The 13,249-nt window shown below is 67.2% G+C and carries 11 protein-coding genes; 10 read left to right on the top strand and 1 reads right to left on the bottom strand.

The window, feature by feature from the left end; all coding sequences use genetic code 11:
• Positions 1-145: 145 nt before the first annotated feature.
• A complete protein-coding gene (locus tag EJE94_RS08410) occupies positions 146-628 on the top strand; it encodes a cyclic nucleotide-binding domain-containing protein (protein ID WP_121243345.1) in 483 nt (160 codons plus the stop codon).
• Positions 629-640: 12 nt separating this feature from the next.
• On the opposite strand, the gene EJE94_RS08405 is transcribed toward EJE94_RS08410, so the two are convergent.
• Positions 641-1,486 carry an endonuclease/exonuclease/phosphatase family protein gene (locus EJE94_RS08405; RefSeq protein WP_121243346.1) on the bottom strand — a complete coding sequence of 282 codons (846 nt, stop codon included), beginning with the start codon at positions 1,484-1,486 and terminating at the stop codon, positions 641-643.
• 102 nt (positions 1,487-1,588) lie between these two features.
• On the opposite strand from EJE94_RS08405, the gene EJE94_RS08400 reads away from it, so the two are divergent.
• From EJE94_RS08400 to EJE94_RS08360, 9 genes are all read left to right on the top strand, one after another.
• Complete coding sequence (locus EJE94_RS08400; RefSeq protein ID WP_121243363.1) at positions 1,589-3,475, top strand: NAD(P)H-dependent oxidoreductase subunit E; 1,887 nt, start codon at positions 1,589-1,591, stop codon at positions 3,473-3,475.
• A gap of 19 nt (positions 3,476-3,494) precedes the next feature.
• Positions 3,495-4,202 carry a 2Fe-2S iron-sulfur cluster-binding protein gene (locus tag EJE94_RS08395; protein ID WP_121243347.1) on the top strand — a complete coding sequence of 236 codons (708 nt, stop codon included), beginning with the start codon at positions 3,495-3,497 and terminating at the stop codon, positions 4,200-4,202.
• Positions 4,199-4,762 (top strand): NADH-quinone oxidoreductase subunit B family protein, encoded by a 564-nt coding sequence (locus EJE94_RS08390; RefSeq protein WP_121243348.1) that lies wholly within the window; start codon positions 4,199-4,201, stop codon positions 4,760-4,762. The genes EJE94_RS08395 and EJE94_RS08390 overlap by 4 nt, the downstream gene beginning before the upstream one ends.
• A 12-nt stretch (positions 4,763-4,774) precedes the next feature.
• A complete protein-coding gene (locus tag EJE94_RS08385) occupies positions 4,775-6,280 on the top strand; it encodes a Ni/Fe hydrogenase subunit alpha (protein WP_121243349.1) in 1,506 nt (501 codons plus the stop codon).
• Entirely contained in the window at positions 6,277-6,723 is a 447-nt protein-coding gene (locus EJE94_RS08380) for a hydrogenase maturation protease (RefSeq protein ID WP_121243350.1), read from the top strand. The genes EJE94_RS08385 and EJE94_RS08380 overlap by 4 nt, the downstream gene beginning before the upstream one ends.
• Positions 6,720-7,322, top strand: coding sequence for a hypothetical protein (locus tag EJE94_RS08375; RefSeq protein ID WP_121243351.1), 603 nt, complete (start codon positions 6,720-6,722; stop codon positions 7,320-7,322). The genes EJE94_RS08380 and EJE94_RS08375 overlap by 4 nt, the downstream gene beginning before the upstream one ends.
• A 94-nt stretch (positions 7,323-7,416) precedes the next feature.
• Positions 7,417-8,826, top strand: coding sequence for a bifunctional enoyl-CoA hydratase/phosphate acetyltransferase (locus tag EJE94_RS08370; protein ID WP_121243352.1), 1,410 nt, complete (start codon positions 7,417-7,419; stop codon positions 8,824-8,826).
• Positions 8,823-10,010, top strand: a complete 1,188-nt coding sequence (locus EJE94_RS08365) for an acetate/propionate family kinase (RefSeq protein WP_121243353.1) — start codon at positions 8,823-8,825, stop codon at positions 10,008-10,010. Before EJE94_RS08370 ends, EJE94_RS08365 begins: the two co-directional genes overlap by 4 nt.
• Before the next feature lie 307 nt (positions 10,011-10,317).
• Positions 10,318-13,197 carry an adenosylcobalamin-dependent ribonucleoside-diphosphate reductase gene (locus EJE94_RS08360; protein ID WP_121243354.1) on the top strand — a complete coding sequence of 960 codons (2,880 nt, stop codon included), beginning with the start codon at positions 10,318-10,320 and terminating at the stop codon, positions 13,195-13,197.
• Positions 13,198-13,249 lie beyond the last annotated feature (52 nt).

Raw genomic sequence — 13,249 nt, 5'->3', positions numbered from 1 at the left:
AGTGGTTTTTGCGTTAGATCAATGAACCCTAATATTCCCGAAGCGTGCGCTGCGGACAGGGCGTGCGACGGCCGTCGCCGATTGCAACGGCGTCGCGCCTTCCTATACTGGGTGCAGTCTTCTTCAAAACGGAGTGAGGTTCACCATGGCAAACACATGCGCTGAAATGGTCGGCACGTCGCCGCTGGTCGCGGAATTGAACGAGGAGCAGAAGGCGATGCTGGCAGACCTGGTCACCTGCCGCACGCTCGCCGACGGCGAGGTTCTGATCCGCGAGGGCGAAGTCAGCAACGAGCTCCATGTCATCGCCGCCGGCGGCCTGGCCGTCACGCGCAACACCGGCAGCGGCGACTGGGTGACGCTGCACGTGCTGCGGCCGCGCGACATGGCGGGAGAACTCGGCTTCCTCGACAATCTCGAACACAGCGCCACGCTGCGCGCGGTGGGTCCGACGCAGGTGTTCAGCCTGCGCCGCGACAAGCTCGAGGAATTGCTGACGTCACAGCCGCTGATCGTCTACCGGGTCATGCGCGCCATCGTGCGCGAGGTACACGGCATCCTGCGGCGCATGAACGTCCAGTACGTCGAGCTGACCAACTACATCACCAAGCAGCACGGCCGCTACTGACACGCGCCGCGCTCACGCCAGCGTCAGCAGCACCGGCTGGTGATCCGACGCCGGCGTGAGGACGTCGACGTCGAGGCCGGCGACGCGCGGCGCCAGGTTGTCGCTGACGAAGCAGAAGTCGTAGGCTGCGGGCGCGGCGAGAAAACCGCGGTCGTGCACGCCAAATGTCGGCGCTGGCGACACGCCGGGGTGGGCGATGCTCCAGGCATCGACGAGGCGCGGCACGTCCGGGGCGATGGCGGCCTGCATGCGCGCGTGCTCCGATGATCCGGCCGGACAGTTGAAGTCGCCGCAGAAGACCGAGAATTCTCCGCGCGGCAGCACGGCGAAGGGCGGGTCGGTTTCCGCGTTCGACCGTGGCGCTACGGCGTGACGATGGGCAGTGGCCTGCAGATCGCGCAGGAACTCGACCTGCGCCGCGCGCTGCAACGCCGAGTAGTACTCGAGATGGGTCGTCACCACGCGCAGGGGACCGAACGGCGCATCGATGACCGCCTCCACGGCCACCCGCTGCATGCTCGGCACGGCCGGATCGGCCGGCCACGGCAGCAGATGGCGGAACACCTGCAGCAGTGGCAGCCGCGACAGGATCAACTCGCCGAAGAAGCGCCGGCCGCCCTTTCCATCAGGCAGGTCGCTGCCCGCGGCGAAGACCGCCGCATGGCCCGGCAGCAGCGCGCACAGCCGCGCCACCTGGTCCTCCCCTGCCCCACCCGGCAGGCCGGGGTGATTGACGGCCACTTCCTGCAGGCAGACCACGTCGGCGTCGCAGCCGCGGATCACCGCCGCGGTGCGCGCGAGGTCGACGCGGCCGTCGATGCCACGCCCCCATTGAATGTTCCAGCTCAGCACACGCATGTCCCGGCCACTCCGTGAAAAAATCGCCTTTGATCCAGCGCAAGAAACTGTAACGTTGTTGGACTATGCTGTGATCGTGTTGCAATGCAACAGGAGATCGGGATGCAAGCCTCTTCGTCGCCCCAGGAAATCTCGACCGCCCTGCCCGCCATTCTCGCGCGGCACGGCCATGACGGCACCCGGCTGATGCAGATTCTGCGCGAAGCGCAGGAAGCGGAGGGCTGGCTCTCGCCGGCCCTGCTGACCGAAATCGCCCGCGCCGTCGGCCGCCCCCGCGCCGAGGTGGAAGGCACCGCGGCCTTCTACAGCTTCTTCCACACGCGGCCGCGCGGCAAGTACTGCGTGCTGTGGTCGGACAACATCACCGACCGCATGCTCGGCAACCGCGAGCTGCTGAAAGCTCTGTGCAGCAAGCTGTGGCTCGAACCCGGCCGTCTGTCCGAGGACGGCCTGGTCAGCGTGAACACCACCTCCTGCACCGGCATGTGCGACCAAGGACCGGCCGTGCTGGTCAATTACCGCGCCATCACGCGCATGACCATGGAACGTGTCGACGCCATGGCCGAGTTGATCCGTAACCAGGTGCCGCTGGCCGAGTGGCCGGCCGAATGGTTCGCGGTCGAGGACAACGTCCGCCGCGCCGACATCCTGCTGTCCAGCCGATTCGAGCCCGGCTCGGCGCTGCGTGCCGCCGTCGCCCGCGCCTCCGCCGACGGCCTCGTGGCGTCCAACGACCGCTCGGTCAGGGAGTCGCTGCCGCATGGCCTCGTCGGGCCGACGGCGCTGCTCGACGAGATCCGCCTGTCGAACCTGCGCGGTCGCGGCGGCGCCGGCTTCTCGACCCGCCTGAAGTGGGAAGCCTGCCGCAACGCCCCCCTGAAGGAAGGGCAGACCCGCATCGTCATCTGCAACGCCGACGAAGGCGAGCCGGGCACCTTCAAGGACCGCGTGCTGCTGACATCCCACGCCGACCTGGTGTTCGAGGGCATGACCGTCGCCGCCTACGCGGTCGGCGCGACCCGCGGCTTCGTCTACCTGCGCGGAGAGTACCGCTACCTGCTCGAACCCCTGCAGGAGGTGCTCGCCCGCCGTCGCGCGGCCGGCCTGCTCGGCCGGAACATCCTCGGCATCCCCGGTGCCGACTTCGACATCGAGGTTCATCTCGGCGCCGGCGCCTACATCTGCGGCGAGGAATCGGCACTGATCGAGTCGCTCGAGGGCAAGCCGGGGCGTCCGCGCATCCGCCCGCCCTTCCCCGTCACCCACGGCTATCTCGAGCAGCCGACCATCGTCAACAACGTCGAGACCTTCGCCTGCGCGGCGTTGATCGCGCTCAAGGGCGGCGAGTGGTTCGCCACCATCGGCACCAGGCAATCGACGGGAACCAAGATCCTCTCGGTGTCGGGCGACGTCGAGCGGCCCGGCCTCTACGAGTACCCGTTCGGCGTCAGCGTCGCCGAGGTGCTGCAGGACTGCGGCGTCACCAACTGCATCCAGGCGGTGCAGGTTTCCGGCCCGTCGGGCGTGTGCATCGGCCAGGACGAGCTCGACCGCAAGATCGGCTTCGAGGACATCCCGACCGCCGGTGCCCTCATGGTGTTCGACTGCACCCGCGACATGTTCGATGTGGCGCACAACTTCGCCCACTTCTTCGCCCACGAATCCTGCGGCTTCTGCACGCCCTGCCGCGTCGGCACCCAGATCGTGGCGCGGCTGATGGACAAGCTCGCCAGCGGCCACGGTTCGCCCTACGACATCAACGAGATGTTCAAGATGCATCGCCTGATGCAGGGCGCCAGCCATTGCGGCCTCGGCAATACCGCCTGCAACCCGATGATCGATACGCTCACCAAGTTCAAGCCGGCCTACGAGCGGCGCCTCAAGTCGCTCGACTTCGTGCCGGGCTTCGACCTCGACGCCGCGCTGTCGCAGGCGCGGCAGATGACGGGACGCGACGACGCCGCGGCGCATCTGGCCGGGACCGACTGAGCGGAGGGACGACACCATCATGAGCGAACAGAACAGCTTCCTCCTCGACGGCGAGGAAATCCCCTTCAGCCCGGGCCAGACCGTGATCCAGGCGGCGAAGGCCGCGGGCAAGTACATCCCGCACCTGTGCTGGCATCCCGATTTCGCGCCGCACGGCTCGTGCAAGCTGTGCACCGTCAAGGTCAACGGCCGCTTCGGCTCGGCCTGCACCACCGCGGCGACGGCCGGCATGAACGTGGACAACCGCACGCCCGAGCTCGACGACAAGCGCCGCACCCTGCTGCAGTTGCTGTTCGTCGAGGGCAACCACTTCTGTCCCTCCTGCGAGAAGAGCGGCAACTGCCTGTTGCAGGCCACGGCCTACGACCTGGGCATGATGAGCCCGCACTTCGACCACTTCTTCCCCGATCGCCCGGTCGATGCCTCGCATCCCGACATGCTGCTCGACTTCAACCGCTGCATCATGTGCGCGCTCTGCGTTCAGGCCTCGCGCGAGGTCGACGGCAAGAACGTGTTCGCCATGGGCGGGCGCGGCATGCGCGGCCGCCGCGTCATCGTCAACAGCGAATCGGGCCGGCTGGCCGACACCGACTTCGCCGCGACCGACCGCGCCGCCAACGTCTGCCCGGTCGGCGTGATCCTGAAGAAGCGCGTCGGCTTCGCCGTGCCCATCGGCCAGCGCACCTACGACAAGGCGCCGGCATCCATCGTGGAGGTGGTCAAGTGAACGCGACGACTCCCCCGGCCAAGCCCAAGCTGCGCGTGGCGACGACCTCGCTGGCCGGCTGCTTCGGCTGCCACATGTCCTTCCTCGACATCGACGAGCGGCTGCTGCAGCTGCTCGAGCTGGTCGAGTTCGACCGCTCGCCGATCACCGACATCAAGCACTGCGGCCCCTGCGACCTCGGCATCATCGAAGGCGGCGTCTGCAACGCGGAGAACGTGCATGTGCTGCGCGAGTTCCGCAAGAACTGCAAGGTCCTCGTCGCCCTCGGCGCCTGCGCCGTGAACGGTGGCCTGCCGGCACAGCGCAACCACCTCGACCTGCGCGACATCCTCGAGGCGGTGTACGAGACCGAGGGCGGCCTGGCGCAGGGTGCCCACATTCCCAACGATCCCGAGCTGCCGCTGCCGCTCAACAAGGTGCACCCCATTCACGAGGTGGTCAAGGTCGACTACTTCCTGCCGGGCTGCCCGCCGCCGGCTGACGCCATCTGGAAGTTCCTCACCGACCTCCTCGCCGGGCGCACGCCGCATCTGGGCCACGGCCTGCTGCATTACGACTGAGAGACCACGATCATGCCTTTCGAACTCGAAACCGCCGCCCATCCCGAAAAGCTGAAGCGCGTCGCCATCGAGCCGGTGTCGCGTGTCGAGGGCCACGGCAAGGTCACCCTCCTCCTCGACGACGACAACCACGTCATGCAGGTGCGCCTGCACATCGTCGAATTCCGCGGCTTCGAGAAGTTCATCGAGGGCCGCCCCTACTGGGAAGTGCCGGTGATGGTGCAGCGTCTCTGCGGCATCTGCCCGGTCTCGCATCACCTCGCCGCCTCCAAGGCGATGGACCAGATCGTCGGGGCGACGCTGACGCCGACGGCCGAGAAGATCCGCCGCCTGATGCACTACGGCCAGATCCTGCAATCGCACGCCCTGCACTTCTTCCACCTGTCCTCGCCCGACCTGCTGTTCGGCTTCGGCGCCGACGTCGCAACGCGCAACATCGTCGGCGTCGTCGCCGCCGCACCGGAGATCGCCAGGCAGGGCGTGCTTCTGCGCAAATACGGCCAGGAAGTCATCCGCATGACCGCCGGCAAGCGCGTGCATGGCACCGGCTCGATCCCCGGCGGCGTCAACAAGTCGCTGTCGGCGGAAGAACGCGCGACGCTGCTCAAGGACATCTACCAGATGGTGGCGTGGTCTCGCTCCGCCGTGGAGATCATCAAGGGACTGTTCCAGAAGAACCTCGCGACCTACAACGCGTTCGGGCGTTTCAGCGCCCACACCATGGGCCTGGTCCGTGCCGACGGTGCCATGGATCTCTACCACGGCGGCCTGCGCGCGCGCCGTGCCGACGGCACGACGCTGTTCGACCACTACGACTACACCCACTACTGGGACGTGATCCTCGAAGACGTCAAGTCGTGGAGCTACATGAAGTTCCCCTACTTCCGCGAGATGGGCAATTCCGACGAGGGCTGGTACCGCGTCGGTCCGCTGACGCGCGTCACCCAGTGCGACTTCATCCCGACGCCGCTGGCCGACAAGGAGCGCGAGGAGTTCCTCGCCTTCGACAACGGCTCGGCCACGGGCGCAACGCTCGGCTACCACTGGGCGCGGATGATCGAGATGCTGCACGCGGCCGAGAGCATCAAGGACCTGCTGCACGACGACGACATCGTGGGCACGGATCTCGTCGCGACCGGCCAGCGCTGCGACCGCGGCGTCGGCGTGATCGAGGCGCCGCGCGGCACCCTGATCCACCACTATCGCGTCGACGACAACGACCAGGTGATCCGCGCCAACCTCATCGTTTCCACCACCCACAACAACCAGGCGATGAACGAGGCGATCCGCGTCGTGGCCAGGCAGTACCTCGACGGCCAGGAACTGACCGAGGGCCTGCTCAACCACATCGAGGTGGCGATCCGCTGCTTCGACCCCTGCCTCTCCTGCGCCACCCACGCGCTCGGGCGCATGCCGCTCGAGGTCGAAATAGTCGGCGCTGGCGGTACGGTGCTCGACCGCATGACGCGCGACAGCCACGGCGTCTGCCAGCGACCCGGCTTGCCCGAGCAACCTTGAGCGTCGCACCGATCCTGATCTTCGGCTGGGGCAATCCCTCGCGCGGGGACGATGCGCTGGGGCCCTTGTTCGTCGAGCGCATCGAGGCCCTTGGACTCGCCGGCGTCGAATGCCAGACCGACTTCCAGCTGCAGGTCGAGCATGCCCTCGACCTCGAGAATCGCCACCGCATCCTCTTCGTCGATGCCAGCATCGAGGCGCCCGCACCTTTCGCCGTCACGGCGCTCGAAGCCTCGCGCGATGCCAGCTTCAGCACCCACGCGATGACGCCGGAGGCCGTGATGCAGGTCTACGTGGAACTCCACGACGAGCCCCCGGCCCCCTGCACCCTGCTGGCGATCTGCGGCGAGCGCTTCGAACTCGGCGAACCGCTGTCTCCCGGCGCGGCGGCACATCTCGACGCCGCGCTGGCGTGGGCCCGGCAATGGCTGGTGGCGCCATGAGCAACGCGCGCAGCCTGCCGCCGGGCCTCGCCGCGCTGGCGCTGCTCGCGCTTTCGTCACCGCCGGCCGGCGCGCAGCCGCCCGCCTCGATCGCGACCATCGTCCAGTTCCACACCGTCTGCAGCAACTGCCACGAAGGCGAATGCAGCGGCCGCATGAGCTTCGATTCGGGCGCTGCGGCGACGCGCGCGCACATGGAGCGCCACCTCGGCACGGCGCACAACGTTCAGGTCGCCGCGCTGTTCGACATGCTGCGCCACGTCAAGGAGACCTGCGGCCACTACCCGGCGGTGCCGGTCCGGCCGGCGGTCGGGACCTGGGAGGCCGAGGAACTGGCTCCCTGGCGCAACGCGGTGGCCGGGGCCTATTTCATTCCGCTGGGCAGCCTCGCTGCGGGCCGGCGGCAACTGCAGCTCGAGTTCGACGGTCCGGCCGAGGGCAGCGCACGCATCGACGACGAGCGCATGGAGACCGTGGCGGACGAAAGGCTTTGCGGCGACACGGCGAAGTCCGTGGCGTTCGATGCCGCGACCGGCACGAGCTATTTCCTGCATCTGAAATCGGGCCCTGCGACCCTGAGGCGCATCGTATTCCGCTGACCGAGAATCGGGGCCGTGCAGCCCCCTGTCCAATACTTGTTGCACCGCATCAATTCGTGGCGCAAAATTCGCACGAGGCACCACAGGAACGGCCATGGCCACACTCGAAACCCTCGATTACATCGAAAACCGCACCTACGACGAGATCAAGGTCGGCGACAGCGCTTCCCTGACGCGGACGATGCGACCCGAAGACATCCAGATGTTCGCCATCATGTCGGGCGACATCAACCCGACGCACGTCGATCCCGAATACGCCCGCTCGTCGATGTTCCGCGAGGTCGTCGCCCACGGCATGTGGGGCGGCATGCTCATTTCCAACGTCCTCGGCACCGAGTTTCCCGGCCCCGGCACCATCTATGTCGACCAGGCGCTGCATTTCGCGGCGCCGGTACGCATCGGCGACACCCTCACCGTCACGGTCACCTGCCAGCGCAAGTTCGACCACAACCACCACATCGCCTTCGACTGCCAGTGCGTCAACCAGGAAGGCGAGAAGGTCATCCACGGCAACGCCGAGGTGCTGGCGCCGACCGAGAAGATCCGCCGGCCCAAGGTGACCCTGCCCGAACTGCGGCTGTCGGAAACGAAAAAGGCGCGCTACGAGCACCTGCTCGAGATCACCAAGGGCCTCGCGCCGATCCCGATGGGCGTCGCCCATCCCTGCGATGCCGAATCGCTGCGCGGCGCGCTGCTGGCGCGCGATCGCGGCCTGATCGTGCCGACCCTGATCGGCCCGGAAGACAAGATTCGCAGCCTGGCCGAGCAGCATCGCCTCGACCTCGCCGGTACGACGATCATCAACGTGCCGCACAGCCACGCCGCCGCCGAGACCGCCGTTCTGATGGCGCGCGACGGCACGGTCGAGGCGCTGATGAAGGGCTCGCTGCACACCGACGAACTGATGAGCGAGGTGGTGAACAAGACCACCGGCCTGCGCACCGCGCGCCGCATCACCCACGTCTTCGTCATGGACGTGCCGACCTACCCGCGGCCGCTGCTGATCACCGACGCCGCCGTCAATGTCGCGCCGACGCTCGAAGACAAGGTGGACATCGTGCAGAACGCCATCGAGCTGGCGCAGATGCTCAAAGTGGCCGAGCCCAAGGTGGCGATCCTCGCCGCCGTCGAGACCGTGAACCCGAAGATGCAGGCCACGCTCGACGCCGCGGCGCTGTGCAAGATGGCCGACCGCGGCCAGATCACGGGCGGCCTGCTCGACGGCCCGCTCGCCTTCGACAACGCCATCTCCATCGTTGCCGCGCGCACCAAGGGCATCAAGTCGGCCGTGGCCGGCCAGGCCGACATCCTGCTGGTGCCCGACATCGAATCGGGCAACATGTTGGCCAAGCAGCTCGAATACCTCGCCGACGCGCTCGCCGCCGGCATCGTGCTCGGCGCCCGCGTTCCCATCGTGCTGACCTCGCGCGCCGATTCCGCCGAGACCCGCACCGCCTCCACCGCCGTCGCCCTGGTGATGGCCCACGCCCGCCGCAAAAAATGAACAAAGCCATCCTCACCATCAACGCCGGATCGTCGTCGATCAAGTTCGCGCTGTTCGCCGACAATGAAGTCATTCCGCCCAAACCCGAAATGGTCGGGCAGATCGACGGCATCGGCGCCAAACCCCACCTCAAGGCCAGGAACGCCGCGGGCAAGGTGCTGGACGACAGCGACCTCGAGCTTGCCGACGCCCCGGAATCGCAACATCGCGCCGCGCTGGCCTTCCTCGTGCGCTGGCTGCACGAGCACGAAGCCGGCTGGGAGATCATCGGCGTCGGCCATCGCGTCGTCCATGGCGCGCAGGACTATTCGCATCCGATCCGCCTCGACGATGCCACCGTCGCCCGCCTCAAGACCTTCATCCCGCTGGCGCCGCTGCACCAGCCGCACAACGTCGCCGGCATCGAGGCGATGCGCGAGGCGCTGCCCGGCATTCCGCAGGTCGCCTGCTTCGACACCGCCTTCCATCGCACGCAGCCCGGCGTCGCGCAGCTGTTCGCGCTGCCGCGCCACATCACCGCCAAGGGCGTGCGCCGCTACGGTTTTCACGGGCTCTCCTACGAATACATCGCCGACGTGCTGCCGCAACATCTCGACCCGGCGCGCGCCAATGGCCGCGTCATCGTGGCCCACCTCGGCAACGGCGCCTCGATGTGCGCCATGCTCGAACGCAGGAGCCAGGCCTCGACCATGGGCTTCACCGCCGTCGAAGGGCTGATGATGGGCACCCGCACCGGCAGCCTCGATCCCGGCGTGCTGCTCTTCCTCATGGACTACGGCGGCATGGACGTCAAGGCCCTGACCCGGCTGCTCTACAAGGAGTCGGGCCTGCTCGGCGTATCCGGCATCAGCCAGGACATGCGCGAGTTGCTCGCCTCCGACAAGCCCGAGGCGGCCGAGGCGGTCGATCTGTTCTGCTACCGCATCGTGCGCGAGATCGGCTCGCTCGCCGCCGCTTTGGGCGGGCTCGACGCGCTGGTGTTCACCGGCGGCATCGGCGAGCATGCCGCGCCGGTGCGCGAAAGGGTCTGCGCGCAGCTCGGCTGGCTCGGCATCGAGTTCGACCCCGCCGCCAATGCCGCCGACGCCAAGGTGATCTCGACCGCCTCGAGCCGCACCGTCGCCATGGTGCTGCCGACCAACGAGGAATGGATGCTCGCGCGCCATACGGCCGAGCTGATCTAGCCCCGAGCCGGGCGTCTCACGCGCCCGAACCTGGTGGCCGGGCATCCGACCATCTATAAATTGATTTACTACTACTTTTGGGCCGGTAAATCCGCCCCAAGGCCCTGATTTTTGGGGAATATTAGCGACCTCTAACCTACTACATATAGTGGCTCGCGCCCGATGCCCCTACTAGGAAAAGTTTTAAGTAACTGATTTATAAAGCTCTCTCTTTTTGATGTTTGCATTTTTTTCGAGGGGAGTATCGTCACGCCCGCTGCCCCGTCAAAAACGCCAGCAGCCCCTGCCAACTCTTCGGAAATAAAACATGACAACGACGACCGAGACAACCGAGGAAATAGTTAATCATCAACAACTTGGCCTGCTTCTGCCGCAGGAGATCTCCGGCGAGGTGCTGATCGAGAAGTACGCCAAGGGCAACGAACGCGACGTCCGCGACGTCCGCACCCGCGTCGCCCGCGCCCTGGCCTCCAAAGAGGCCGAAGACAAGCGCGCCTATTGGGAGGCGAAATTCCTCGAAGCCCAGGAAAACGGCTTCGTCCCCGCCGGCCGCATCAATTCCGCCGCCGGCACCGACCTCTGCGCCACCCTGATCAACTGCTTCGTGCAGCCGGTCGGCGACTCGATTTCCGAGATCGTCGACGGCCGCCCCGGCATCTACACCGCCCTGCTGCAGGCCGCAGAAACCATGCGCCGCGGCGGCGGCGTCGGCTACGATTTCTCTTCCATCCGCCCGGTCGGCGCCCATGTGAAGGGCACCCAGTCGCGCGCCTCCGGCCCCGTCTCCTACATGCGCGTGTTCGACCGCTCCTGCGAGACCGTCGAGTCCGCCGGCAGCCGCCGCGGCGCCCAGATGGGCGTGCTGCGCTGCGACCACCCGGACATCGAGGACTTCATCCACGCCAAGGATGCCGGCGACCTCACCAACTTCAACATCTCGGTCGGCGTCACCGACCCCTTCATGGCGGCCGTCGAAGCCGACGGCGAGATCGAGCTGACCCACCGCGCCACGCCCTCGGCCGACATCCTCGCCGGCGGCGCCTACCAGCGCGAGGACGGCCTCTGGGTCTATCGCAAGCTCAAGGCGCGCGACCTGTGGGACCAGGTCATGCGCTCGACCTACGACCACGCCGAGCCGGGGATCCTCTTCCTCGACCGCATGAACAAGGACAACAACCTCTACTACTGCGAGACCATCGAGGCCACCAACCCCTGCGCCGAACAGCCGCTGCCCCCCTACGGCTGCTGCTGCCTGGGCTCGATCAACCTCACCAAATTCATCAAGCGGCCGTTCGAGAAAGACGCCGAGTTCGACTTCGCCGCCTTCGGCGCGGTGATCGACACCTCCGTGCGCATGCTCGACAACGTCCTCGACGCCACCCACTGGCCGCTCGAACAGCAGGCCAAGGAAGCCGCCGCCAAGCGCCGCGTCGGCCTCGGCTTCACCGGACTGGGCGACGCGCTGATCATGCTCTGCCTCAAGTACGACACGCCGGCCGCCGGCGCCATGGCGACGAAGATCTCCGAGTACATGCGCGACCGCTCCTACCTCTACTCGGTCGAACTGGCCAAGGAGCGCGGCGCCTTCCCGCTGTTCAACGCCGACCTCTACCTCTCCGGCGGCAACTTCGCCTCGCGCCTGCCGCAGGAAGTCAAGGACACCATCCGCAAGCACGGCCTGCGCAACTCGCACCTGCTGTCGATCGCGCCCACCGGCACCATCTCGCTCGCGTTCGCCGACAACGCCTCCAACGGCATCGAGCCGCCCTTCTCCTGGACCTACACGCGCAAGAAGCGCATGGCCGACGGCACCTTCAAGGAGTACGCGGTCGAGGACTACGCCTGGCGCCTCTACAAGCACTCCGGCGGCGACGTCACCAAGCTGCCCGACTACTTCGTCACCGCGCTGGAAATCTCGGCGCAGGCGCACAAGGACATGGTCGCGGCCGTCGCCCCCTACGTCGACACCTCGATCTCGAAGACGGTGAACGTCCCCGAGGACTACCCCTACGCCGACTTCGAGGACCTCTACATGACGGCATGGAAGGCCGGCCTCAAGGGCCTCGCCACCTACCGTCCCAACAAGGTGCTCGGCTCGGTGCTGTCGGTCGAGCCCAGCAGCAGCCACAACCAGAAGCAGCCGCAGGACGTGGTGCTCGACGGCGCCAACCGCCGCCTGAAGATCGGCTCGCTGCCGGCCCCGGTGCTGTCCTCGCTGCGCTGGCCGGGACGCCCGCGCATGCACGAGGGCAACCTGGCCTGGAGCTACATGATCGAGACGCCGCACGGCGAGTTCGCGCTCTTCGTCGGCCAGATCGAGAACGGCATGGGCCGCGCCGTACCCTTCGAGATCTGGGTCAATGGCGTCGAGCAGCCGCGCGGCCTCGGTGCCGTGGCCAAGACGCTGTCGATGGACATGCGCGCCAACGACAAGGCCTGGCTCAAGCTCAAGCTCGACGTGCTGGCCAAGACCGTCGGCGAGGAATCCTTCGAGATCCCCTTCCCGCCCGTCGGCGAGCGCCGCCTCGTCCCCGGCGCCATCTCGGCCCTGGCCCAGGTGGTGCGCTACCGCTGCGAGCAGTTGTGCCCGCTCGACGGCAACGAGCCGACGCCGGTGCTCGACTGCATGTTCTCGCGCGACGAGCCCAAGACCGGCACCGACGGCACCCTGTCGTGGACGGTCGACATCTCCAACCCGGCCTCGGGCGAGGAATTCGTGCTCGGCCTCAAGGAGATCACCCTGCCCGACGGCGTCACCCGCCCCTACTCGGTCTGGCTCTCCGGCAACTACCCGCGCGCCCTCGACGGCCTCACCCGCCTGCTCTCGCTCGACATGCGCGTGATGGACCCGGCCTGGATCGGCATGAAGCTGCGCAAGCTGCTCAACTACCCCGAGCCGCTCGGCGACTTCATGGCCAAGGTGCCCGGTTCCAACAAGCAGCAGAACTGGCCCTCGACCGTCGCCTACATCGCGCGCCTGATCATGCACCGCTACGCCATGCTCGGCATCCTCGACGAGAACGGCTACCCGACGCGCGAGATGGGCATCCTCGAAATGCCGCGCGAAAAGGGCGAAGTCAAGATCACCCAGGGCTCGCTCTGCGCCGAGTGCGGCAACATGACGGTGATCCGCAAGGACGGCTGCGACTTCTGCACCGCCTGCGGCGCGGTGGGCAGCTGCGGCTGAGCGACGCACGCCCCGCGCCAAGGCGCATGCCGGGTTCTCCGGCATGCGCCTT

The organism is Sulfurisoma sediminicola (genome assembly GCF_003865015.1).
Taxonomy (GTDB): domain Bacteria; phylum Pseudomonadota; class Gammaproteobacteria; order Burkholderiales; family Rhodocyclaceae; genus Sulfurisoma; species Sulfurisoma sediminicola.
Note: the sequence above shows the minus strand (reverse complement) of the source record. Positions and strands in the feature narration are given on the sequence as shown.